Source organism: Microbacterium sp. NPDC089189, from assembly GCF_040685095.1.
Classification (GTDB): Bacteria; Actinomycetota; Actinomycetes; order Actinomycetales; family Microbacteriaceae; genus Microbacterium.
Genome location: NZ_JBFBHG010000014.1, coordinates 52,419 through 74,702, shown reverse-complemented (window position 1 = coordinate 74,702; position 22,284 = coordinate 52,419). Strand labels below are relative to the sequence as shown.

Here is a 22,284-nt window from a genome sequence, read left to right as displayed (position 1 = left end):
CGTACGGGCTCCCGCCGCGCGGGCTACTGCCGCGCGACGGCGAGGCGTTGCCGCATCCGGATCGGCGAGCGGGTGACGGCTCGCCAGGTTCGGGAGGGATCCCACCACGAGGGCCCGCGCACTTCGGGGAGTCCGTGCCGCATGCGGATCGTCCAGCCGCCGGAGTCGAGGGTGCGGTGGTGATGCCAGCAGAGCAGCACCCCGTTGTCGGTGGATGTGGGACCGCCCGCGGCGTGCTCGGTGACGTGGTGGATCTCGCACCAGGCGGCGGGTACGTCGCAGCCGGGGATGATGCAGCCGCCGTCGCGCAGGGCGATCGCACGCCGCTGGTGGGCGGCGAACACCCGATCGATGATCGAGATCGATTGGATGCGACCGTGGGTGTCGGAGACCACGCGCTGCACGCCGCCCGTGCAGGCGATCTGCCGCGCCGCGTCGATCGAAACGGGGGAGGGCAGTCCGTCGATGTGCGCCATGCCGCGCCCGGTGACGAGGTCGTCCTGCGTGACAGAAATCACGAGTGTGGGTGCGGCGCCGCCGATCGTGGGCAGTTCGCCCGCCCGCGCGGCCACGGTGAGAATCGTCGCGAGGGCGTCGTGCTCGCGGTGCGGGCGCGTGCGCATCTCGGACGGGGCGTCGACGGTGAGGTCCTCGTCGATGAACCGCGGGCCGGTCGGCTCGTTCTTCGGATTGAGGATGCTGTCGAACAGACGGCGCAGCTGCCCGGCCACCTCGGGGAGGAGCTCGCCGCGCAGCGGCACGAGACCGTCCCGCGGCACACCGAACCGCACGCCCCGGCGACGCATGGCCGCCGCCTCGGCCGGTTCGGCACCGTCGGGGTTCAGGTACATCGCCCAGACCGATGCCTGAGCACGCAGCTCGTCGGCGCACGGCAGCGGGGCCGCGGCGGACCCGCCCCCATCCGCCCCCGGACCGCGCGCGGCGGCGGCCAGCTCGGTGTCGGCGGCGAGCCGGAGGGCAGCGTCGCGGGTGGCCGTGCTGATCGCGCCCGACACCGCAACGACACCGTCGACGCCCACGATCCCGTCGACGAGCGCCTGGCGCAGCGCGGGGAAGTCCGCGGGCATCGCGGCCCCCGTGGTGAGCGCGATGGGCTCGGCGACGGCCTCGGCCGCACGGGCCACCGAGCGCGCCGTCTGCCCGGACACCCGTGCCGTGCGTTGCACGAGCTCTGCGACGGTGCGGCAGCCGTGACGCGTCGTGAGGCGGTCGGCGGTCGCGACCGTCTCGGACCGCACGGCAACCTGCGCCGTGGCCTCGACGAGCGCGGCGTCGGCGCGGCGGCCGATCTCGCCCGCGGTGTCGAGCAGTGCGAGCACATCGGCATCGGAAAGACCGCGAACGGTGCCCGATGCCAGGGCCGTAGACACGACCTCGCCGACCTGCGCCGCGAGGTCGCGGAGGGTGTCGACGAAGCTGTCCATACCCCTATTCTGCCGAGGGCCTCCGACATTCCGGGCCGTGAAAGACCGGATCAGAAGATCTTTTTCGCGGCTAACCCGTGCACTCGGCGACGTCGTCCTGAGAACGGGATCTACTCCGACTCGCGTCCGCGGAGCTTGTCGAGATCGCGCCGCTCGCGCTTGGTCGGACGCCCCGCGCCGCGGTCGCGCATCGGCACGAACGCGGTCAGTTCCCGCGGGGGCGGGGGAGGAGTCTTGTCGTCCGCCGCCAGGGCCGCGAGGGGAGCACTCACGCGCTTCACGATCGTCTGGCGCACCACCAGGATGCGGTCGAACCCGGCGATGCGCACGCGCACCTCGTCGCCCGGGCGCACGAGCTGCGCCGCCTTCGCGCGCTCGCCGCCGAGGCGGACGTGACCCGCGCGGCACGCGGTCGTGGCGGCGGAACGGGTCTTGTACACACGCACTGCCCAGAGCCAGGAGTCGATGCGGACCGGGCCGACGGCATCCGTCATGCGGGCACCGCCTGGCGCGGGGGAGTGCGCACCGCGCCGAGGGCGATGAGGCCCTGCCCGGCGCCGTAGAGCAGCATGATGAGCGGGCTCGTCCACTCGAGGGCGCCGTCGGGGGTGAACAGGCGGAAGGCGAGCAGGCTGTCGGAGGCCAGGAACAGCGCAGCACCGACGGCGACGGCGGGCGTGCAGCGCGCGGCGGTGATCGCGGTCGCACCCAGCAGCACCCCGTAGACGGCGAGGGCCGCGAGCATCAGCCCGCCGTTGGGCTGGGGCAGCAGGAGCGCGGCCATCGCCGCGAGCAGGGCGACCCACCACGCGGCGTAGACCAGGGTCCATCGCGGCAGGCGCTGCACGGCGATCCAGCGCACGAAGAGGCGGATGTAGGCGACGTGCGCCAGGCCGAACAGCAGCAGCATGAGGGGGATCGTCGGCAGGAACGCGGGGAGAACACCGACGCTGTCGCCCAGCCACGACAGTGCGACGGCGGTGAGCAGGGCCGCGAACCCCGCGGGGCGCGATCGCCGGGCCGCCCAGATCACGGCGCCTGCCAGCACCGGCATGAGCAGCAGCTTGGTCGGATCGGCGACAGCCGCGGCATCCACGGCCAGCGCGACGACGTGTACGGCGACGACGACGGCGAACAGCGCGAAGCCCCAGAGCGTCGAGCGCGCCGAGGCGACGCGATCGGATGCCGGGGCTGCGGTGCGCATGCCCCCACGTTATCGGCCGGAACGCCGCCGTCGCGGGCCTCGGCGCGCGCGGGAGCCGGCCGCGTTCGCGGGCACCGCCGAGAGCGGGTAAGATAATCGAGTTGCCCGCTTGCGGGTGGCATCGGGATGTGGCGCAGCTTGGTAGCGCACTTGACTGGGGGTCAAGGGGTCGCAGGTTCAAATCCTGTCATCCCGACGGAAAAGCCCAGGTGAGAGCTTATTTCTTACCTGGGCTTCGTCGTTCCCGTCCGAGGTTTATGGGGACCTTCGTGGACTGGGTCCCGTTGCGCCACGATGTCGAGGAGTGGGTGGTTGCCGAGCGCCGGGACACAGCCGGGACGCCGGCGCCCCGTTCGACGCTCGTGACGGAGATCAGCGGTGCGGTGAGGGCCGCGTCCCGGCGGAGGTCCGGGAGGGCGCCTGCCGCTGTTCTTGGGCGTCGAGGAATGCGTTGGCCCGCTCGGCGGCGGAGGCAAGGTGGCGGGTGTCGGGGTGCAGGTAGCCGCGCGTGGTCTCGATGGACTTGTGTCCGAGGATGCGTTGCAGCACGTGCAGGTGGATGCCGGCGTCGGCCATCCAGGTCGCGCCGGTGTGGCGGAGCCCGTGCCGAGTCAGTGAGGGCAGTCCGAGCTCGGTGACGACGTCGTCACACTTGGTCGCGTCGCGCACGCTGGCTGTGGTCAGTACGCCGCCGCGGGGACCGCGCAGCAGCCGCTCGTCGGGCTCGCGGTCCGCCGTTAGACGCTCCAACACTGGCTTGAGTGCGTTCAGGATCGGGATCAAACGCGCGGCTCGTCCCTTGGTCTGCTTGGTGACAAGTCCGCCGGACCCGGGGTAGGCCCGCCAAGCACGCGTCGTCCTCCGCCTCGCCCTCGGACTCGCCGTGCGCCACGAGATCCTCCCGCGCAATCCCAGGACCATGTCTCGCGCCTGCGCAGACCGGCGCGAAGTCCCGACGTGTTTACCTGGGACGAGATCGCCGCTATCCGCGCCGCGACCCGCGACTGGGAGAAGCGGCCCATCCTCGCCGGTCCCCGTCCCGACGGACAACTCGGGCAGATCGTCGAATTCATGCTTGGCACATCCGCCCGAATCGGCGAAGTACTTGCGATCCGCGTCGCCGACCTCGACCTCGACGCACCCGTGCCGATGGTCCGTGTCGCGGGGACGATCGTCAGTCGCAAGGGCGAACCTACACATCGACAGGATCATCCGAAGACCGCACGCTCGGTCCGTCGCGTCGCGCTCCCCGGGTTCGCGGTCCGTGCTCGGGTCCGCGCGCTGCGTTTTGCCGGCCCGGAGACACTGTTGTTCGCAACCCGTGTCGGGACATCGCACACGACGAGTAACGTCCGCCGTCAGCTGCGTGACGTCATGGACCAGGCCGGCATCGAAGACGTCACCCCGCACAGGTTCCGTCGTACCGCGGCCACCGCGATCAACGATGTCGGAGGGCTCCAGCTCGCCTCTGAGCTCCTCGGCCACAGCGACCCCGCGATCACCCGTGAGCACTACATTCGCCGAAACGAGACCGTGAACCCCGCCACTGCAGGGTTCCTCGAGCAGGCGTTCGGGAGGGCGAGTTGAGCAGTCGGGAGAGCTCTTGGTTCCGGTTGCGCACACCCCCGAGGCAGCTTCCAAACTCAACCGTCACACTCCCGCGACTCCTTGGCCTGCTGGACGCGGGTTGAGGTTGAAGACTCCAGGACGCGCTGGAGTTGGCAGGTGAAGTGCACCCGAAGCACTTCAACTTTTGGGGGCTCGCCGACACCACCATCTACCGGGCGATGTCTGACTCCTTGGGTACCCTGAGAAGATGCAGCAGACAGGATCGATCGACCCATTCACGTTCGTCGATCTGTTCGCCGGCCTCGGAGGCTTCCACATCGCGCTGGAGAACCTCGGCGGCAGCGCGGTGTTCGCTGCGGAGTGGGATCCGACGCTCAACGCACTCTACAACGTCAACTTCGATCTCAAGCCGTGGGGCGATGTCAACAAGCTCACCGACGTGGCAAGCCAAGTCCCTGCTCACGATGTGCTCGCAGCAGGGTTTCCGTGCCAACCGTTTTCGAAGGCTGGCGAGCAGTTGGGCTTCGAGCACACGCTCCAGGGACAATTGTTCTTCAAGGTTCTTGAGGTGCTCGATAAGAAGCGCCCGGGGCAGTTCATCCTCGAGAACGTTCCGAACATCCTTCGACACGACGGCGGGAGAACGCTCGAGAAGATCGAGGGCCTTCTTCGTGAACTGAACTACGACGTCAAGATCGAGCGGTTCTCTCCGCATGACTTTGGGATCCCACAGATCCGCGAGCGCGCCTACTTCGTCGGATCGCAGGAGAGCCTTTCGCAGTTCGAGTGGCCCAAGAAGCACCCGGGGCCGACCGACATCACTGACGTCCTCGACGTGGGCGCGACGCCTCATCGAGCGGTGCCCGAACATACGCTGCGAGCGATCGACATCTGGGACGATTTCCTAAAGTCGTCCCCCAAGCACGTGAAGCTTCCGTCGTTCCCAATCTGGGCGATGGAGTTCGGCGCGACATATCCGTACGCAGATGCGACACCGGCCGCTCTGCAGGCTGAGCTCGGCTCGAAGTCGCTCGACAAGTTCAGGGGCAGCTTCGGAGTGTCCCTGCGTGGCTATAGCGAGGAGGGACAGCGCGAACTCCTCCCTAGCCACGGACGTCGGCTCGACTACCGCTTCCCTCGCTGGAAGGTGAACTTCATCGCGCAGAATCGAGCGTTCTACAACGCAAACAAGAGTTGGATCGATCCGTGGCTGCGCCGTTCTCGGCTCTGGGAGTTGCCGTCGAGCCTCCAGAAGTTCGAGTGGAATGCCCAAGGCGGTGAACGCTCGATTGACCACTATGTCCTGCAGATCCGCGCGTCGGGCGTTCGGGTAAAGCGGACAAACACTGCTCCAAGTCTGATCGCGATGACGCACACGCAAGTCCCGATTCTCGGTTGGGAGCGCCGCTACATGACTCCGGAGGAGTGCGCTCGCCTGCAGAGCCTCGATTCCATTCAGCTTCCCGAGAGTGACCTTCAGGCCTACAAGGCTCTAGGCAACGCCGTCAATGCGAAGGTCGTTGAGGAGATCGCGCGCCCGTTGCTTGCCCCTATCGACCGAGGCGTGGCGGCTGCCGCGTAGGGCGCATCCATGAGTGACGCGACCGTCCCAGTTGAGCCCGAGGACTTCGAGCCCGCGGTCAGCATCGTGCCCGGCGTCTCCATCCTTGGTGTGCTGAGCAATCTCAACTACGAGCCGTGGTACGCACTAGCTGAGTATGTTGACAATGCCATCCAGAGCGCAGCGAGGTCGTATGCGCGGCTATGTCAGGTCGAGCCGGAGTTTCAGCTTCACGTCGACGTCACTTACGACGAGCGCCAGGGGGGGCGTATCACGATCGTTGACAACGCCGGAGGAATCGCGCGACGAGACTTCAGTCGAGCGTTCAAGGCCGCCGAAGTGCCTCCCGACCGCACCGGGCTCTCGGAGTTCGGCATGGGAATGAAGAGCGCCTCGATCTGGTTCGCGAAGAACTGGCGCGTGGTGACGACCAGCATCGGCGACCCCAACGTCCACTCGATCGAGTTCGACATGAGCGCGGTTCTGAACGACAAGGTAGAACGCCTTGATGTCACCGCCGCCGAGGGCGACATTGACAGTCACTTCACGCGCATCGAACTATGGAACCTCAACCAGTTCTTACGCGGACGGACGCTGGGAAAGGTGCGCGACCACCTGCGCGAGATCTATCGAGCATTCCTTCGAGACGACACCTTGATTCTGTCCGTAGCCGGGCAGAATATGGATTTCGTTGAGCCAGATGTGCTGCAGGCCCCGGACTACCGCGTTAACTCCGCCGAGGGAGTAACGGACGACGCTCGAGAGTGGCGCAAGCACATTGACCTTCATCTCGACGGGCGAGTCCACGTCAAGGGCTGGGCTGCGATCCGAGCCGAGGGCAAGACGAGCGGGAACGGACTGTCTCTTTTCCGGCGACGACGTGTGATCGTCGGGACCGGTGATTCACCGTACCGACCCGCCCGCATCTACGGCCAGGGCAACTCTTACCGATCGCAGCGACTGTTCGGCGAGCTCGAGGTTGAAGGGCTGCCGGTTAGCCACACGAAGGATGGCTTCCAGTGGCAGGGGCTCGAGGAGGAGTTTCACGAACGACTTCGAGACGCGCTCGACGCGGAGCCCTTGCCCCTGCTGAAGCAGGCCGAACACTATCGAGCGCGCCAGGCCAGCCGCGCTGAGCTCAAGCGAATTCGCGCCGCGACTGAGAACACCGCTGAGGTAGCGGAGCAAGCTATACCGCCCGTTCTCAATCAGGTTGTCGAGGAAGCGGCTGCGCCTGCCCCTCCGACTCAAGCGGCGGCGAAGCCGGATACCTCGTCACACGATGTCTCCCAGACATTCACGTTCATGCACGATGACCGCATGTGGAGCGTCACCATCACTGCGGGCAGTCGGACGTCGGAGAACGACTGGCTGGTTCGCCACGTGGAGGTTGAACGCGGCAGTGGCAACATCACTGCGCAACTCGTGCTCAACACGGGGCATCCGTTCCTCAAGCAGTTCGCGCTGGGGAGTTCTGACGCACTTGAAGCAGTGTTCCGGGTGGCCGTTGCGCTCGTTGTTTCCGAGAGTTTGCAGACCACCGCTGGTGACGGCGAGAGCGCCGCGAAGTTCATGCGCCAGGTCAATGTGCTGCTGGGCGCCGCCCTGTCCAAACGACTGAGGAGTGACACGTGATCGACGGAATCTTGACTCCTGGGAACGATCCGGTGGGCGGTGGCGATCTCGTGGTTGGCGACACGTTCACCGGGTTTCTGCAGGAGGTCGTAAACGACGACGCCCGCGACTCCGTCCGCGCGAGCGCCATCAACGTTCTCGAAGGTGCGCTCTCGGCTGGGCCGAGCTCGACTGGCCTCGTTGTTGGACGGGTGCAGTCAGGCAAGACGTTGTCCTACGAGGGCGTCATCGCGCTCGCGCGAGACAATGGCTTCTCCCTCGTGATCGTGATCAGCGGGATTTCAAACCCTCTTCTCACGCAGGGCGAGCGGCGGCTCAAAGGTGACCTCGGGAGCGCCGATAAGGACGGCTGGCTCTTCGCCGTGCCCAACGATAAGCAGCAATCTCTGCAGCAGATTGAGCAGGCGCTCCAAAATGTGCAGGCCAATTGGAGCAAAGCATCCACGCCGAAGGCATATAAGCAGACTGCGGTTGTGGTGCTACTCAAGCACCACGGCGGCATTCTTAACCTCACTGGCCTCTTCGATCGAGTCGATTTCTCGGGGCAGCGGGTGCTCATCATCGATGATGAGGCGGACCAGGCGAGCCTGAACACGCTGGCAAAGAAGGGGAAGCAGTCAGCGACGTACGGAAACCTGCTCGCCCTGCGCGATTCGCTCCCCGGCCACTACTACCTTCAGTACACCGCCACACCGCAGGCTCCGCTGCTCATCGCCATCGATGACGCGCTCTCGCCAGATTTCGTCCGCGTCCTTGAACCCGGCGTGGGCTACACGGGCGGCGATCGGTATTTTGGGTCTGCCGACAAGTTGGTGAAGACGATCGGTGCCCAGGATCTGGCCGCGGCCGACCACCCCAATGGCCCGCCGCCCGAGGGGTTGCGACAGGCAATGCTTGAGTTCCTCATCGGGGTGGCGCACGTCGTCACTACCGGAAAGCCGAAGACTCGGTCGATGCTCGTCCATCCGTCGCGCCAGAAGGACTCGCACGCTGACTTCGTCCGGTGGATCACCGGCATGAAGAAGGACTGGCAGGACAAGTACGAGCATCAGGACGAAGTCTTCCCCGTCAAGCTCCAGCAGGAGTTCCGCGACGCGTGGAATGAGCTCGCGACTACCCACCCGGCTATTGCGACGTTTGATGAGTGCTGGGACGCGCTCGACATCGTGTTTCGGAACCTCAACATCGTCGAGGTGAACACCCGCCAGGGGCAGACGCCTGTCATCAACTGGATCCCGACGCAGTCGTACATCTTGGTCGGCGGGCAGGCGATCGACCGAGGCTTCACCGTCGAGGGGCTGACGGTCACCTACATGCCTCGTGGACCGGGAACCCGAACCGCCGACACCGTCCAGCAGCGAGCACGGTTCTTTGGCTACAAGGCTTCCTATCTTGGACTCTGCCGTGTCTACCTCGAATCCGACGTCCGTGACGACTTCGAGATGTACGTGGAGCACGAAAAGGACATGCTCGCGGCACTGCGCGATATCGAGGCGGGTAACGAATCGCTGAAGGAGTGGAAGCGACAGTTCCTTCTGGACAACAAGATGAAGGCGACTCGCGCCTCGGTGATCTCGATCCCTATGATCCATGTGAAAGCTAAGGATCGATGGATCGCGGACACCAAGCCTGTCCGAGATGACGCCCCTCCGCTCGCCACCGCACATGCGCACGCCATCGAGGCGCTCACCGGGGTTGAATGGACGGAGACGCCGTTTGGACACCGCGCTGGCTACGCAACGCTCACCGACGCCCTCGAACTCCTTGTCCAAACGAGTCCGGAGTCGTGGCTCGCTGAACCGAACGTGCAGGCGCTCCTGCTCAACCTCTCGAAACTTCAAGACGATGAGCCAACTGAAGCGGTAGTGCGCGTTGTATGGATGCGACCCGACGGCGGACTCGCTCGACGTCAACTCACCAGCGACGGAGGAGTGCAACTCTTCCAGGGGCGCAACGCTTCCGGGTACTACGGAGACCGTGATGAGTTCGATCCGGCTGCGCCCCTGACCATCCAGCTGCATGAAGTGGAAGTGGTCGAGCGGGGTACGAAGCGTCCGCTGGGCGAGTACCTCGTGACCGCCTGGCGCATCCCCGAGGAGTCTCGGGTGGGGTGGCTCATTGAGGTAGGAACGTGAGATGAGCTGGGATCAGGGCCTCCTCGTCTCTGCCTTCCGCCGAGTCGAGGCGCGTCTGGATGAGGTGCTCCCTCCATCGGACGCCTTCCTGGTCGAGTCGCTCACTCCAAGCCGCACACTGTTCGTTGCCGTTGATGCGGACGGCTCTTGGAGTCTCGTCGTGAGAGCTCGCAAGTCTCTGCGACCTGTCCCGGCGCTCAGACTTAGCCTCTTGTCCGCGGACTACGGCGCAACCTACGAACTGCGGGAAGGGGATGATGTCGGCTCGCTTCGCGTATGCGTAGTCCGGTGCATCGCGTCTGATCCCGAGATACGGAACCTCTTCGCAACCGTCTGCGCGGCGCTCTTAAAGGATCTTCCGGCAAGCCCCAGCGATGCCGATGTCGACACCGAGGTCGGCAAGTGGGTCTCACTCTTCTGGCGGCTGCAGATGCCGGCGCGCACCACGGTGATCGGCCTCATCGGAGAACTAACTCTTCTCGACAGCGTCGAACACCTCGCGGACTGGATTCGCGCGTGGCACAGCGACCCGGACGCCAATCTCGATTTCGCCTTCGCGACGCCCCCATTGTCGGTAGAGGTCAAGGCGACGTCTAGCCAACAGCGAGTTCACGAGCTATCGATTCACCAGGCTCTCCCAATGGTTCGGGACAACCACTTCTTCGCGTCTGTGATCATCGAACTGCGCGATTCAGGCGTTCGCCTCGGTGACGTGGTTGCGGAACTCGGAGAGCGCCTCGCGGGGCGAAGCGAGGCCATCCTGCTCTGGCGCTCGTTGGTCGCCGTGTGCGGAGCATCTCTTGGCGAGTTCCTGGATGCTCGATACATGCGCGAGGTCGCGCGTCGCAGCCTCCGGTTCTATGTATCCGAGTCAGTTCCTCAGCCATCCGTTGAGTTCCCCCTCCCCGCCGGTGTATCTGGACTCCGCTTCCGATCTGACTTCTCGTCGGCTACGCCAGTTGACGGGAGAACAATTCTGGACGTCGAAGCGGTTTAGACAGCCTTATGATGCTCCCGCCTGATGCTATCGACAAGCTCTTGCAGCCGTTGCGTAACGTGCAGTCTCCGCCGAGATCCGCACGCGACTATCACACCGTTCCCGTCGATGAATCGGCCTGGCGGTGGCATGCTGACGCACTCTCCGACACCATCACCAATCTGAGCCGGAGCCTTGTACCGCCCGGCAGCGGTTTCAAGGAGATACGGGACTGGATCGCCCAACTGCTGCAACAACGCGACCGCGTCGTCGGGTTCCTCTTCTCGCTCGAACCTTTCGAGCCATACGATCCGCGTCGCGCGGACGAGCTGTTGGATCTTCTAGAAGTACTCCCGGCCAACATCATCGCCGTAGTCGAAGGCAACGCCTTGGTCGTCGCAGACGTCGAAAGAGCGCTAGCCGATGCGGCGGGCTGGTGGTCTGGTCGCAAGTCCTCAAGTGACGGTGAGTGCCTCTCACGAGCATTCGGAATGGATCTCTCGTCGAAGGCGGCTCATGGCTCTTTTCGAGCGGAATGGGTCCTGCAGCACTACGCCTATCGAGCCTCGGATCTGCTTACCCTGTTGGTCCCGCACCTTGTCTCGCTGGGAATACCGCATGTGACGGATGTGCTCGCCGCCGTTTACGCTGTCGGTCAAATCATCGACTGCGACGATCCAGTTGCCGCATACATCGCCGCAAATACGTTGACCAACAGGTACCTCGCTGCCGACCCGACGATCGCTGATCAGTTCCGAGACCATCTGAGGGCCGCCGAACCAGCGCTGCGTCGAGCTCGCTCGGCCGCTAACCGAGCTGGCGAGGCTGTGCTCGCGCAGACGGACGACGCGGAAGCTCGAGCTGTCGCACTTGCCGACGCCTACAAGAGGACGATCGAGGGGCCATTCCGCCAATACAGCTGGGCAGCACATTGCCTCCGGACAGGCGAGTGGAGTACACCTCCAATGCTCACGAACCTGAGAGAGCAACTCGCCCGTGAAGGTGGGTCGCTAGGGGCGGTCGTGAGTAACGTCGTCCTCCCCGACATGCGCAACAGCGAAACTCACGAGACCCTAGTGTGGGACGGGTTTACTGAGCAGTTCATCACTGAAAACGGCAACGTCGACGTCCTTCACGTTGCGGCAGCATTTAGCCTCGCCACCTCCTTCGTGCAGGGTTCGGAAGCCGGTCTTGCCGCCATCCGAGCTCTCCACGTCAGAGCTGACGCCGGGATCCTTCCCTCGGCGGAGGAAGAAGACAGAATGCCGACATGGGATCGTGCACGCGCGTTCTTCGGCACCAACAGAATCAGCCTCATCGAGGCGCGACTCAACACACCTCATGCCCATTTTCGAGTCCAGCGGATCGAGCACCGCGATGTTAATCCTTGTTTCCAGGCGCTTGTCCTGGCCCGTCGTCTGCTTCCCCGAACTGAGAGATTCGAAGTAAGCGCCGTTGACAGTAACGGGCCATTGATCGTTGTCGATGCTGCTGCGCTCGACGCGACGATGCCGTCCTGGGACTTCGCCGTATCGCACCTCGATCAAATGCCACTTGCTACGTTCCTGCCCGCGAACTTGGACGCCCGGATGAGGCAGGAGCCCGAACGCGTCGCGTTGCGATCAGCGGCTTGGATCGCGGTCGATGACGCGGTTGGAGTCATCGACGGTAGCCCCGAGTATTGGGATGACGACGCCAGGAAGCTGCTTGACACTCGCCTTCAAGTCGTCGAGATCGCCGTCGCGTCCACAAGGCGACGGATCGGCACACCCAACACACGACTCGAGAGCGTTCAGCAATCGGTGGCGGAACTCCGCAGCTGGATCGCGGATGAATCCCCGCGCGAAGCCGCATTGGCCGATGGCCAGTCGTCCATGTCTCGCCTCCGTGCTCAATGGGATCAGTGGGGTCCTGCAGCGCGCCATCCACTGATACCAGAGGTGCTACCCACCGGTGAATTCCAAGCGCCGCCCGCGCTCCGAACAGCGCCGGACTCAATGCACTATCGCACGTTGTGACGGCGACGATACGGTTCTTGATGAAGGGCGAAGCACCCGCCCGCGGTGAGCCGCCGAAGTCTTGACACGTCCCTGCCACATATTGCGGGTTGGGAGGCGTGGCGACGTCGCGCCTGACCGTCAAGGAGGCCAGGCCTAAATCTCACGTACAACCCGCATAGACGTCGAGCCAAGGAGCCGAACGGTCGCCAAGAGCCGGGACCTGGTCGGGACCTGACGCATGCAAACCATGCAATCCACGACGTGAAATCAGGCGGAACCGTCTACCTGGGGGACAGATTGTCCAGGACGGTCGAAACAGCCTCGAAATTCAATAGCGGGATGTGGCGCAGCTTGGTAGCGCATTTGACTGGGGGTCAAGGGGTCGCAGGTTCAAATCCTGTCATCCCGACAGAGAAGGGCCGGAAGCTCGTGAGAGCCTCCGGCCCTTCTGCGTTCCCGAACGGGCAGCCCTAGGGCTAAGCCCGTTTTGTCCGTCGCGGCCGGCAGCGCCGAAGCCCGTCGAGAGCTGGCCGCGGGATCGGTTCGCGCGGTGCGGGTTGCTACCGGCGGGCGGCAGCGGCATTCAAGGGCGGCGTTCGACCGGGGAGGGGTTCTCGATGCGGACGAACTCAACGGCGTCCTGGGCGATCTTGCGCCCGTCGTCGTCGATGAAACCGACATGGACGGGCTGCCGCGATGCGCGGGTCAGTGCGCGGACCCTGGACGGCTTCTCCGAAGGCATGTGCTGTGTGCCCCACTCCTGGAGCGCGACAAGCACGGTCTTCAGTTCTTCCCCGGCGGGTGTGAGCGTGTAGGCGTCGCGGGTTCGTTGGCCCGGCTCGCGATAGGGAGTGCGCTCCATGATGCCGTGCTCCACGAGGGTCGCTAGTCGTGCACTCAGGACATCGGTGGCGATGCCGAGTGCGTCGCGGAACTGTGCGAACGTGCGTCGGCCGAGCAGCGCCTCCCGCAGCAGCAGGAAGCTCCACGGGTCACTCAGCACCGACACCGAACGCGCGATGGGGCACGAACTGTCCATCGAGCGGGCAGCAACGATCGACCGGGTCATGGAGCCCAGTCTATGCTGTGTTGGCAGAACCAACTCAGCCGAAACTCTGCCGTGTCGACCGACAGGCGGTTCCGGCGGGAACTCCCTGACGAAAGAGGCGGTCATGTCCGAGCAGCGCACCCGACCCGTTCGCTATCACCCGGCCGGGCGCGACAAGATCGAGATTTTTCGGCTCACCGGTCTCGAGCAACTCGGAGCCATGCGCGACGGCACGATCCCCGCACCGCCGATGGGCGCGCACATCGGGCTCGGCCTGGTCTCGGTCGACGACGGCGACGTCGTGATGACCGCCGAGCCGGACGAATCGCACTACAACCCGGTCGGCTCGGTGCACGGCGGCTTTTTCGCCACGATCCTCGACTCGGTCTGCGGCAGTGCCGTCCACTCGACCCTCCCCGCGGGAACGGGCTACACCAGCCTCGAGATCAAGGTCTCTTTTTTGCGACCGATCACCGAAGAGACCGGCACCGTGACCGCGCACGGCTGGGTTACTCGTCGCGGCCGCTCCGCTGCCTTCGCGGAGGCGGACCTCCGAGATGCGACGGGTCGGGTGCTCGCGACCGCGTCCAGCACGTGCGCGATCTTCCCGACCGGATCCCCGGAGTGAAGCGCCCCTCCTTCGGGCGTCGCGGCACCTTCTGGTCATCGGCGGCCGTTCTTGCGCTGGTGCTGTGGGCTAGCGGTTCGCCGAGCGTTCTCTATCCGCTCTACGCCGATCAGTGGGGTCTCACGCCCGCGGTTGTGACCGCGGTGTTCGCGACCTCGCCTATCACGTTGCTGATCGTGCTGCTCCTCTTCGGCGGTCTCTCAGACACCTTCGGGCGCCGGCGGGTGATGATCCTCGGCGTCGCCCTCTTCGCAGCTTCTGCGATCATCTTCGCCCTCGCGCCGCACGTGGGGTTCCTCTTCGCAGGCAGAGTTCTCCAAGGTGCCGGCTCCGGGCTCGCGATGGGCGCCGCCAGCGCCGCGCTTGTCGAGAACAACGTGTCTCAGAATCCCCGGTTCGCCAGTTCCTTCGCGACTGTCTCGACCTCGACCGGGCTGACCGCAGCGCTGGTCATCAGCGGCGCTCTCGTGCAGTTCGCCCCGCTGCCGCTCGTCCTCAGCTATGCCGTCCTGCTTACTCTGTGCGTCGCCGTGATCATCGCGCTGGCGCTGACGCCGGACGACCGCAACGCAGAGGCCGCCCCCTGGCGACCTGTCCCGCCCCGCCTGGCTCCACGGATCCGACTGGTCTTTGCCATCGCGGCGTTATCCGTCGCCCTCGCCTACGGCGTCGGCGCGATCTTCCTCGCGCTCGGCGCGGAGATGATCCGCCAGTTCGCCGATACCGAGAATCACCTGGTCGTCGGGTTGCTGCTCGGTTGCTCCTCCGCCGCGATCGGCGTGACCGGACTGCTGCTCGCGAGGGTTCAGGCCAGGCCCGCTGCGACACTCGGCGCCCTGCTCTCGCTCGTGAGCCTCGTCGGAATGGTGCTCGTCGCCGAGGCCGGCTCGATCCCGCTCTTCCTCGTGTGGTGCATCGTCGGCGGAGCGGCATACTCCTTCGCCTTCACCGGCGGGCTCGGACTCATCAATCAGGCCGCGCCCGAGAACCACCGCGGCGGGACGCTATCGCTGGTCTATCTCGTCGCCTACCTGCTCCAGGCCGGGACGGCGATCGGTGTGGGAGCGCTGGCGACGACCAGCGGTCTCCGCATGGCCGTCACCGTGGGCGCAGCGGCGCTGGGGCTGGTGTGCGTCGCGGTCCTCGTTCTCGTCCTCTTTGCCAGACGACATGACGTGGATGCCGGCCGATATCGACACCGCCGCCATCCTGGGCGACCATCGGGTGGGCGCGCACATCACCTATGACGACATCGGGGACGAGCCGCGGGAGAGCGCATCGGCGACGGAGGCGGACTCACCGAAGCGGCGCGGGATCCAATACTCCTGGCAGGCGGAGGCGGGCGATCAGGCCGCCGCCGGCCTTCGCCGTCAGCATGAGCGCTCCGCCCTGGCTGCGGGCGATCGTCTCCACCAGGGCGAGGCCCAGGCCGAGGCCGTCGCCGGCGAGACGGGTGTCCTCGCCGCGGTGGAACGGCTCGGTGAGAGAGTGCAGGTCGTCTCCGGTGAGGTCACGACCGTCGTTGGCGACCTCGATCCACGCGCCTGTCTCGTCGGTGCCGGCGAGCACGGCGAGCGCACCGCCGTCGCGGTTGTGCCGGATCGCGTTGTCGACGAGATTGCCGACGGCGATACGCACGAGCTCCGGCTCTGCGGTGGCGATCGCCGGCGTCCACGCGGGATGCGTCACCGTCAGCGAGCCGGCCGCGATGTCCGCCTCGTGCTCGGCGAGGACGGTCGCCGCGATCAGACGCAGATCGGCCTCGTGCGACTCGGGCGTCGCCGAGCTCCGGTGGCGGAGCCGGGCCAGCGTGAGCAGGGCGGCGATGAGGCGTTCGCTGCGCTCGTTCGCGGCCAGCGCGCCTCGCACCGCCGGCTCCAGCTCCGCCGGCACGCGACCCTGCGTCAGCGGGATCTCCAGCAGGGTGCGCGTCGTGGTCAACGGGGTGCGCAGCTCATGGGACGCGCCCGCGATGAACCGGTCCTGACGGGTGAACGCGTCGTCCAGACGATCGAGCATCCCGTCGATGGTGTCGCCGAGTTCTTTCACCTCGTCGTCCGGGCCGGGAAGGTCGAGGCGACGGTGCAGATCGTCGCGGGTGATCGCTCGGGTCGTCTCCGTGATCCGGGCGATGCGCCCGAGGGAGCGTTTCGACAACCACCAGGCGGCGACCACGGCCAGGGTGGCGAACACCGCGAGGACCACGAGCGACCAGACCAGCAGGCCCGAGAGCACTTCCTCGCCGAGTGCGTCGGTCTGCGCGACGACGACCGAGCTGACTCCGCCGCCTCCGAACGCGACCTGGTCGTCCCCGTCGGAGCCGATCGTGCAGAGTGCGGCGAGATCGTCGTCCGGCACCGGGCCGGCCCCGCCCCCATCGTTCTGGCTGACGCATCCCGTCGTGAGCGTGCTGACGCCCTGGGTGAAGAGCTGCTGTACGAGGAGGTACTGCACGCTCAGCAGCACCACACCGCCACCGATGAACACGCCGGCGATGAGCGCGGCGAGGCGTGCGCGGAAGCCCCACCGCCCGCGCCCGGTCATCGCTCGGCCCCGATCCGGTAGCCGCGGCCGGGAGCACTCTCGATCGGATCGGGGTGTCCGAGCTTGCGGCGGAGAGTGTGCACGGCGGCCTTGACCACCGTGCGGCCGCGTTCGTCGGGCCGCGCCCAGACCTCGTCCAGCAGCTCATCGGCGGTGATCCAGCCGCCGCCGGCCGACAACAGCGATTCGAGCACGCCGTACTCCTTCGGTGTCAGGGAGAGGGGGCGGCCGTCGCGCTCGGCGGCGCGACGCACGGTGTCGATGCGGATGCCGGCGCACTCCAGGATCGTGCCGGAGCCGTGCGGGGTGCGGCGGGCGAGCGCCCGCAGCCGGGCGAGCAGCTCGACGTAGGCGAAGGGCTTGGGGAGGTAGTCGTCGGCGCCGAGGTCGAGTCCTGCCACCCGGTCGTCGAGGGTGCCCGCGGCCGTGAGCATGAGGATGCGGACGGGATGACCCTGCTCCCGCAGCGTACGGCACACCGCGTCACCCGAGAGGGCGGGCAGGTCGCGATCCAGGATCATCAGCTCCACGTCGGCGGCGCCCGCCCGGGCGAGGGCGGTGGCTCCGTCGTAGGCGACCTCGACGGCGTATCCCTCGCGGCGGAGCCCGTCCGCGAGGCCGTCGGCCAGATCGTGCTCATCCTCCACCAGCAGCAACCGCATCCCCATCGCCCTCCTTCCCGGCCTCCAGCATGACCTGTCGTGGTCAAGTTCCAGTCAAGTCGACCCTGACCTGCGCTGAACCGCCCGAGCGTCACAGTGACCTCGTACCCACCGCCCGGCGTGAAGGAGAGGACACCGCGATGACCGAGATGACGATGAGGACACGGATCGGTATGACCGTTGCCGGCGCCGCGATGCTGGCGTTCGCCGCCGCGGGCTGCACCGCGTCACCCCAGGACGACGCAGACGCCGACGGAGCCTCAGCTCCGTTCGTCGCGTGTCTGAAGGCCGCGGGGGTCGACGCGAAGATCTCCGATGACATCTCGGGCGGCTATGTGCTCGTGAAGATCGGAGAGCCCGATCCCGGGGGAGCGGTCACGAGCAGCGTGGACGACTCGGGCGGAGAGGCCCCGCTGACGATGATGGGTGATTCGGAGGGCGTGTGGATCGCGGCGCAGACATCGGCCTACTTCGTCGACGACCCCGACACGCAGGACGCCTACGCCGCATGCGAGACGGCTCATCCCGACTTCGTGCAGCCCGACGTGGATCCGGCCGGCAGCCCCGCTGAGCAGGAGCAGATCGCCGCGCAGCAGGCGGCGGCGCTCGCGTTCGCCCGGTGCGCCCGGGATGAGGGCTTCGCCTGGGTTGCCGATCCGGGCCCGGAAAGTGCGGGAGGGATCGCCTTGCCGACGGATCTGACCGAGGACGAGTTCCGTGCCGTGCTGACCGCGTGCTGGGACGCCGAGAGCACCGGGTTCGGCTGGTCGGTGCCCGCGGAGGAGCCGGGCTTCGACTGGCAGGCCGTCCTCATGGAGTTCACGGACGGCGTCGGCGGGATCAGCGTCACCAGGGACGCCGGGTGAGCGGGCGGTCCGGTGGCAGGCGACGGTGGGCGAGCTGGCGGAGCGGTGTGATCGCGGTCGCGCTCGTCCTGACCGCGGCGGGAGCCGCCTGGTGGCTGCGTCCCTGGGAAGCGCTCGTCGCCCAGGCCGACACGACGCCGACACCGGTCACCGCCGCCGTGGAGCGGACGACGCTGATCAGCGAGGTGCGGTTGAACGCGCAGCTGTCCTACGGGGCGCCCGTCCCGTTGGCGGCTGCGAACGGGACGATCACCGGCCTGCCTGTCGCGGACGCCACCGTGCAGACCGGGCAACGCGTGTACGAGGTGGACGGGCGGCCGGTGGTGCTGTTCCGGGGCGCGCGTCCGTTCTGGCGGGAACTGTCCGCGGATTCTTCGGATGGGGCGGATGTGCGTCAGCTCGAGCAGAACCTCGCGGACCTGGGATTCTCACCGGGGCGCCTCGACGACGGCTTCGACTGGCGGACCCGGCAGGCCGTTCGGCAATGGCAGGAAAGCCTCGGGGTTGAGCCGACCGGGACGTTCGCTCCGTCCGACGTGGTGGTGGCCGACGCATCGAGCATCCGCATCGCGCAGGTCACCGCTCGGCTCGGCGACGCCGGAACGAGCCCGGCCACCTCTACCGAGACGCTCCTCCGGGCCACGGCCCGGCTTACGACGGCCCAGGCACGGGAGCTGACCACGGGCACCCCGGTCGTCGTCATCCTGCCCGATGGCACCGAGATCGAAACGACCGTGTCGGGCATCGACCCCGGCGGGCAGCCGGCTGTCGAGGGCGGCGAGGTCGCGCCGCCGACCGCGACGATCGAGTTCGCCGACCAGGCCGGGGTCGCCGCGGCCGGACCCGTCTCCGTGAGGGTCGTCATCCGCCCTCAGGGCGAGCAACCGGCCACGCTCGTCGTGCCGGTCACCGCGCTGCTGGCCACGGCCGACGGCGGTTACGCCGTCGAGGTGTGGGACGGCGCGGCGGTCGATCGGACCCCGGTGGAGATCGGACTTGTGGCCGATGCCCGGGTCCAGGTGCTCCGCAGCGGAACCGAGATCGACGGCGCGACCGGTGCCGTGCTGACGGTGGGCGATCTCGTGGTGCTCTCGCGATGAGCGGTGCGCCCACCATCCGGCCCGTCGTGGAGGTGCGAGGGGCGGCGAAGACCTATCCCGGCCCGCCGGAGGTGACCGTGCTGCACCCGACGACCCTGGCTCTTCTGCCCGGCGAGCAGGTCGCCGTGGTCGGCCCGTCCGGCTCGGGCAAGAGCACGCTCCTGGCGATCCTCGGCACTCTGGACGACCCCACCACAGGGACCGTGCTGATCGACGGGCGGGCCGTGACGGGAATGGGGGAGCGAGAACGGTCGGCGCTGCGCGCCGACCGAGTCGGGTTCGTGTTCCAGCAGTTCCACCTCCTGCCCGCCCTCACCGCGATCGAGAACGTCGCGACCGGTCTGCTCTATTCCGGTGTCCGTCACGCCGAGCGCCGCCGCCGGGCCGCCGATGCGCTCGCCGCCGTCGGCCTCGATCGGCGGCAGGGCCATCGTCCCGGCGAACTGTCCGGCGGGGAGCAGCAGCGCGTGGCCATCGCCCGAGCCCTGGTCCGCGAACCAGGCATCCTGTTCGCCGACGAACCGACCGGGGCGCTGGACACCGCCACCGGTGCCGGCGTCGTGGAACTGCTGACCGGCATCGCCGCGCGGGGCACGACGGTCGTCGTCGTCACGCATGACGAGCAGGTCGCCGATCGGTTCGCCCGCCGCATCCGCCTGCGCGACGGCGTCGCCACCGAGACGTCGCGCATCCAGGAGGGCCACCCGTGAGCCACCATCTTCGCCCGGCCGACCTCGCCCGCACCGCGTGGCTCGGCGTGGCCTCCCGCCCGCAGCGCACCGTGCTGGCCGCGCTCGGAATCGCCCTGGGCATCGCCTCGCTCGTGGCGCTCACCGGAGCATCCGCCTCGCAGCGTGCCCACCTGCTCGCCGAGCTCGACCGGATGGGCGCCGACCTCGCCGTGGTCGCCCCCGGGCTCGGACCCGACCGCGAACCCGTCCCCCTGCCCGAGACGGCCCCGCAAAGCATCGCGCGGCAGGATGGTGTGGCCCGCGTGGGCGTGTTCGAGACAGCGCCCGCCGATCTCGCCGTCTACCGCACCGACCTCGTGCCCGAAACCGAGACGGGCGGGCTGCACGTCGCCGTCGCCCGCCCCGACGTGTTCGTCGCGATCGACGCGAGCCTCGCCTCCGGTCGCTGGTTCGACGACGCCACCCGGAGCCTGCCCGTGACCGTCCTCGGTCACACCGCCGCCGAACGGCTGAACATCGACCGGGCCGGTGACCGCGTGTACATCGGTGGTCAGTGGTACGGCGTGCTCGGCGTCCTCGACCCCGCGGGCCTGGCGGCCGACATCGACACCGCAGCCATCCTCGGCGACCGGTGGGTGCGCGACACCATCGCCGGCGACACCACCGGGGACATCGCCTCCATCTACGTTCGCGCGGAGCCCGGCCACATCGACGCGGTGCGCGACATCCTGGCCGCCGCCGCATCGCCCGGCTCGCCGTATGTCGCCGTCACCACGCTCTCGGACCTCGCCGGAGCACGGGCGACCACGGACGACTCCCTCGCCACCCTCGGCCTCGCGCTGGCCGGCATCGCGCTCCTGGTGGGAGGTGTCGGCATCGCGAACACCATGATCGTCGCCGTCCTCGAACGACGCGGCGAGATCGGCCTGCGCCGGTCGTTGGGCGCGAGACCCGGCCAGATCGCCGGGCAGTTCGTCGCGGAGGCGGTGGTCCTCTCCCTGATCGGCGGTGTCGGCGGTCTCGTCCTCGGCGTTGCCGCCGCGAGCCTCATCGCGGGCGTCGCAGGTCATCCCGTCGTCATCCCGCCGGAAGCGCTCGCAGCCGGTCCCGTGCTCTCGGTCGTCGTCGGCGCGATCGCCGGGCTGCAACCCGCGGTCCGAGCGGCACGGCTCTCGCCGACCGCGGCGCTGCGGAGCATCTGACGCGTCGGCCGGGCGTGGCGGGCGCGTGGCTCAGCTCACCGACCCGGACTGCCGCGCGAACGACGTGAGCGCGGCCGAATACAGGGCAGGGTCGGCGCGGGTCGTCTGAGTGACCAGCAGTGCGGAGTCGCTGATGACCCGGGTGTGCTCGCCCCGGCAGGGAATCGTGACGATCCTCGTGAGCCCGGCCTCCCACGCCGGCACGAGCGCGGTCAGGGAGCGACGCTCCGGTTCCTCGCTCGTCGACCGTGGGCGGGCAGCCTGGCGCTGTTCGAACAGCATCGTGGTCCAGGCGGTGTAGCGATCGTCGAAGGCGGCGTCGCCGAATCGGTCGATCCACGAGGGGCCGACCAGCTGGGCCAACAGCTCTGCTCGCACCGGCGAGCCCGATGGGCGCCCGGAACGCGTTCGGGCTGACCGTGCCCGCCGACTCGGTGTCTCTTTACTCGGTGGCCCGGCGACACTGACCGGTCAGACCCGATGGGCTAGGACGGGGCAGGATCGGGGTGATCCTGTACGTCATACGATGTACGAACGGACGTGAACATGTGATGGCGGACTAGCATTCCTTGCATGCCGAGTCGATACGCGTCCCCGCTCATCCACCCCGACGTAGACGATTTCGATCTCTTTGCGATCATGAGCGCGCTGACCGACACGACCCGGCTCACGATCGTCGTGACCCTGGCTTCGTCCCCGGGGCTGGCATGCAGCGGCTTCACGCAGGATGTCACCGCATCTGTTCTTACCCGACACTTTCGCGTGTTGCGCGAGTCGGGCCTGATTCGACAGCACGATATCGGCATCCGCCGCATCAATACGCTCAGGAAGGACGATCTCGATCAGCGGTTTCCCGGACTGATCGACCTCGTTCTGAAAGAGGCTGCGGGCCGCGTCGTGCCGTATGTCACGCCAGCCGATAGCGACCCGGTTCTCGCGCCGCAGAGGCGCTGACCGAACCGCCTCTGCGGGGGAGTCGCCCTTGCGCATTGCTCGTTGTCGTTGCGGTGATTGAGA

At 67.2% G+C, this 22,284-nt stretch carries 21 protein-coding genes and 2 tRNA genes; 15 read left to right on the top strand and 8 right to left on the bottom strand.

Going from position 1 to position 22,284, the window contains the following annotated elements:
• Nucleotides 1-23: 23 nt before the first annotated feature.
• The 3 genes from AB0N73_RS09840 to AB0N73_RS09830 form a co-directional block, all read right to left on the bottom strand.
• Entirely contained in the window at nucleotides 24-1,445 is a 1,422-nt protein-coding gene (locus AB0N73_RS09840; protein WP_363562882.1) for a DUF222 domain-containing protein, read from the bottom strand.
• Between the two features lie 110 nt (nucleotides 1,446-1,555).
• Complete coding sequence (locus AB0N73_RS09835) at nucleotides 1,556-1,939, bottom strand: S4 domain-containing protein (protein ID WP_363562880.1); 384 nt, start codon at nucleotides 1,937-1,939, stop codon at nucleotides 1,556-1,558.
• Nucleotides 1,936-2,649 (bottom strand): lysoplasmalogenase family protein, encoded by a 714-nt coding sequence (locus tag AB0N73_RS09830; protein ID WP_363562878.1) that lies wholly within the window; start codon nucleotides 2,647-2,649, stop codon nucleotides 1,936-1,938. The genes AB0N73_RS09835 and AB0N73_RS09830 overlap by 4 nt, the downstream gene beginning before the upstream one ends.
• 122 nt (nucleotides 2,650-2,771) lie before the next feature.
• Here AB0N73_RS09830 and AB0N73_RS09825 point away from each other — a divergent pair.
• Nucleotides 2,772-2,845 (top strand) — tRNA-Pro (locus AB0N73_RS09825).
• Nucleotides 2,846-3,021: 176 nt separating this feature from the next.
• On the opposite strand, the gene AB0N73_RS09820 is transcribed toward AB0N73_RS09825, so the two are convergent.
• Nucleotides 3,022-3,570 (bottom strand): tyrosine-type recombinase/integrase, encoded by a 549-nt coding sequence (locus tag AB0N73_RS09820; RefSeq protein ID WP_363562876.1) that lies wholly within the window; start codon nucleotides 3,568-3,570, stop codon nucleotides 3,022-3,024.
• Between the two features lie 36 nt (nucleotides 3,571-3,606).
• Between AB0N73_RS09820 and AB0N73_RS09815 the strand changes: the two genes are divergently transcribed.
• The 7 genes from AB0N73_RS09815 (at nucleotide 3,607) to AB0N73_RS09785 (ending at nucleotide 12,934) form a co-directional block, all read left to right on the top strand.
• Nucleotides 3,607-4,236: a tyrosine-type recombinase/integrase gene (locus AB0N73_RS09815; protein ID WP_363562874.1), complete on the top strand. Its 630-nt coding sequence runs from the start codon at nucleotides 3,607-3,609 to the stop codon at nucleotides 4,234-4,236.
• A gap of 229 nt (nucleotides 4,237-4,465) precedes the next feature.
• Complete coding sequence (gene dcm / locus AB0N73_RS09810; RefSeq protein WP_363562872.1) at nucleotides 4,466-5,800, top strand: DNA (cytosine-5-)-methyltransferase; 1,335 nt, start codon at nucleotides 4,466-4,468, stop codon at nucleotides 5,798-5,800.
• A gap of 9 nt (nucleotides 5,801-5,809) precedes the next feature.
• Entirely contained in the window at nucleotides 5,810-7,414 is a 1,605-nt protein-coding gene (locus tag AB0N73_RS09805) for an ATP-binding protein (protein WP_363562870.1), read from the top strand.
• Nucleotides 7,411-9,549 carry a Z1 domain-containing protein gene (locus AB0N73_RS09800; protein WP_363562868.1) on the top strand — a complete coding sequence of 713 codons (2,139 nt, stop codon included), beginning with the start codon at nucleotides 7,411-7,413 and terminating at the stop codon, nucleotides 9,547-9,549. Before AB0N73_RS09805 ends, AB0N73_RS09800 begins: the two co-directional genes overlap by 4 nt.
• Nucleotide 9,550: 1 nt before the next feature.
• Nucleotides 9,551-10,546 (top strand): PD-(D/E)XK motif protein, encoded by a 996-nt coding sequence (locus AB0N73_RS09795; protein ID WP_363562866.1) that lies wholly within the window; start codon nucleotides 9,551-9,553, stop codon nucleotides 10,544-10,546.
• A gap of 11 nt (nucleotides 10,547-10,557) precedes the next feature.
• On the top strand, nucleotides 10,558-12,543 hold the full coding sequence (locus AB0N73_RS09790; RefSeq protein ID WP_363562864.1) for a hypothetical protein: 1,986 nt from the start codon (nucleotides 10,558-10,560) through the stop codon (nucleotides 12,541-12,543).
• 317 nt (nucleotides 12,544-12,860) lie between these two features.
• A tRNA-Pro gene (locus tag AB0N73_RS09785) sits at nucleotides 12,861-12,934 on the top strand.
• A gap of 174 nt (nucleotides 12,935-13,108) precedes the next feature.
• On the opposite strand, the gene AB0N73_RS09780 is transcribed toward AB0N73_RS09785, so the two are convergent.
• Nucleotides 13,109-13,594, bottom strand: a complete 486-nt coding sequence (locus AB0N73_RS09780; protein WP_363562862.1) for a helix-turn-helix domain-containing protein — start codon at nucleotides 13,592-13,594, stop codon at nucleotides 13,109-13,111.
• A 103-nt stretch (nucleotides 13,595-13,697) separates the two neighbouring features.
• Between AB0N73_RS09780 and AB0N73_RS09775 the strand changes: the two genes are divergently transcribed.
• Nucleotides 13,698-14,201 carry a PaaI family thioesterase gene (locus AB0N73_RS09775; protein ID WP_363562860.1) on the top strand — a complete coding sequence of 168 codons (504 nt, stop codon included), beginning with the start codon at nucleotides 13,698-13,700 and terminating at the stop codon, nucleotides 14,199-14,201.
• A complete protein-coding gene (locus tag AB0N73_RS09770) occupies nucleotides 14,168-15,448 on the top strand; it encodes an MFS transporter (RefSeq protein ID WP_363562858.1) in 1,281 nt (426 codons plus the stop codon). Before AB0N73_RS09775 ends, AB0N73_RS09770 begins: the two co-directional genes overlap by 34 nt.
• A gap of 49 nt (nucleotides 15,449-15,497) precedes the next feature.
• Here the strand turns inward: AB0N73_RS09770 and AB0N73_RS09765 are convergent, their stop codons facing one another.
• Both AB0N73_RS09765 and AB0N73_RS09760 read right to left on the bottom strand, forming a co-directional pair.
• The gene (locus AB0N73_RS09765; RefSeq protein ID WP_363562856.1) at nucleotides 15,498-16,745 is read right to left on the bottom strand and encodes an ATP-binding protein; all 1,248 of its coding nucleotides are present in this window, start codon (nucleotides 16,743-16,745) and stop codon (nucleotides 15,498-15,500) included.
• Nucleotides 16,742-17,407 carry a response regulator transcription factor gene (locus AB0N73_RS09760; protein ID WP_363562930.1) on the bottom strand — a complete coding sequence of 222 codons (666 nt, stop codon included), beginning with the start codon at nucleotides 17,405-17,407 and terminating at the stop codon, nucleotides 16,742-16,744. Before AB0N73_RS09760 ends, AB0N73_RS09765 begins: the two co-directional genes overlap by 4 nt.
• 140 nt (nucleotides 17,408-17,547) lie before the next feature.
• Here AB0N73_RS09760 and AB0N73_RS09755 point away from each other — a divergent pair, with 140 nt between their 5' ends.
• The 4 genes from AB0N73_RS09755 to AB0N73_RS09740 are packed head-to-tail and all read left to right on the top strand — an operon-like array spanning nucleotide 17,548 to nucleotide 21,267.
• A complete protein-coding gene (locus AB0N73_RS09755) occupies nucleotides 17,548-18,273 on the top strand; it encodes a hypothetical protein (protein WP_363562854.1) in 726 nt (241 codons plus the stop codon).
• Nucleotides 18,270-19,373: a peptidoglycan-binding domain-containing protein gene (locus AB0N73_RS09750; RefSeq protein WP_363562852.1), complete on the top strand. Its 1,104-nt coding sequence runs from the start codon at nucleotides 18,270-18,272 to the stop codon at nucleotides 19,371-19,373. The genes AB0N73_RS09755 and AB0N73_RS09750 overlap by 4 nt, the downstream gene beginning before the upstream one ends.
• Nucleotides 19,370-20,083, top strand: coding sequence for an ABC transporter ATP-binding protein (locus tag AB0N73_RS09745; RefSeq protein WP_363562850.1), 714 nt, complete (start codon nucleotides 19,370-19,372; stop codon nucleotides 20,081-20,083). Before AB0N73_RS09750 ends, AB0N73_RS09745 begins: the two co-directional genes overlap by 4 nt.
• Nucleotides 20,080-21,267, top strand: a complete 1,188-nt coding sequence (locus tag AB0N73_RS09740) for an ABC transporter permease (RefSeq protein ID WP_363562848.1) — start codon at nucleotides 20,080-20,082, stop codon at nucleotides 21,265-21,267. The genes AB0N73_RS09745 and AB0N73_RS09740 overlap by 4 nt, the downstream gene beginning before the upstream one ends.
• Before the next feature lie 30 nt (nucleotides 21,268-21,297).
• Here the strand turns inward: AB0N73_RS09740 and AB0N73_RS09735 are convergent, their stop codons facing one another.
• Nucleotides 21,298-21,630, bottom strand: a complete 333-nt coding sequence (locus AB0N73_RS09735; protein WP_363562846.1) for a hypothetical protein — start codon at nucleotides 21,628-21,630, stop codon at nucleotides 21,298-21,300.
• A 210-nt stretch (nucleotides 21,631-21,840) separates the two neighbouring features.
• Here AB0N73_RS09735 and AB0N73_RS09730 point away from each other — a divergent pair, with 210 nt between their 5' ends.
• A complete protein-coding gene (locus AB0N73_RS09730; RefSeq protein ID WP_363562844.1) occupies nucleotides 21,841-22,221 on the top strand; it encodes a helix-turn-helix transcriptional regulator in 381 nt (126 codons plus the stop codon).
• Nucleotides 22,222-22,284 lie beyond the last annotated feature (63 nt).

What these genes read in the sequence shown, in the direction of transcription:
- AB0N73_RS09805 (WP_363562870.1), top strand. Translation starts at nt 5,810, where the DNA reads ATGAGTGACGCGACCGTCCCAGTTGAGCCCGAGGACTTCGAGCCCGCG.
- AB0N73_RS09760 (WP_363562930.1), bottom strand. Translation starts at nt 17,407, where the DNA reads ATGCGGTTGCTGCTGGTGGAGGATGAGCACGATCTGGCCGACGGCCTC.
- AB0N73_RS09745 (WP_363562850.1), top strand. Translation starts at nt 19,370, where the DNA reads ATGAGCGGTGCGCCCACCATCCGGCCCGTCGTGGAGGTGCGAGGGGCG.
- AB0N73_RS09795 (WP_363562866.1), top strand. Translation starts at nt 9,551, where the DNA reads ATGAGCTGGGATCAGGGCCTCCTCGTCTCTGCCTTCCGCCGAGTCGAG.
- dcm (WP_363562872.1), top strand. Translation starts at nt 4,466, where the DNA reads ATGCAGCAGACAGGATCGATCGACCCATTCACGTTCGTCGATCTGTTC.
- AB0N73_RS09765 (WP_363562856.1), bottom strand. Translation starts at nt 16,745, where the DNA reads ATGACCGGGCGCGGGCGGTGGGGCTTCCGCGCACGCCTCGCCGCGCTC.
- AB0N73_RS09835 (WP_363562880.1), bottom strand. Translation starts at nt 1,939, where the DNA reads ATGACGGATGCCGTCGGCCCGGTCCGCATCGACTCCTGGCTCTGGGCA.
- AB0N73_RS09780 (WP_363562862.1), bottom strand. Translation starts at nt 13,594, where the DNA reads ATGACCCGGTCGATCGTTGCTGCCCGCTCGATGGACAGTTCGTGCCCC.
- AB0N73_RS09790 (WP_363562864.1), top strand. Translation starts at nt 10,558, where the DNA reads ATGCTCCCGCCTGATGCTATCGACAAGCTCTTGCAGCCGTTGCGTAAC.
- AB0N73_RS09755 (WP_363562854.1), top strand. Translation starts at nt 17,548, where the DNA reads ATGACCGAGATGACGATGAGGACACGGATCGGTATGACCGTTGCCGGC.
- AB0N73_RS09775 (WP_363562860.1), top strand. Translation starts at nt 13,698, where the DNA reads ATGTCCGAGCAGCGCACCCGACCCGTTCGCTATCACCCGGCCGGGCGC.
- AB0N73_RS09830 (WP_363562878.1), bottom strand. Translation starts at nt 2,649, where the DNA reads ATGCGCACCGCAGCCCCGGCATCCGATCGCGTCGCCTCGGCGCGCTCG.
- AB0N73_RS09820 (WP_363562876.1), bottom strand. Translation starts at nt 3,570, where the DNA reads ATGGTCCTGGGATTGCGCGGGAGGATCTCGTGGCGCACGGCGAGTCCG.
- AB0N73_RS09840 (WP_363562882.1), bottom strand. Translation starts at nt 1,445, where the DNA reads ATGGACAGCTTCGTCGACACCCTCCGCGACCTCGCGGCGCAGGTCGGC.
- AB0N73_RS09730 (WP_363562844.1), top strand. Translation starts at nt 21,841, where the DNA reads ATGCCGAGTCGATACGCGTCCCCGCTCATCCACCCCGACGTAGACGAT.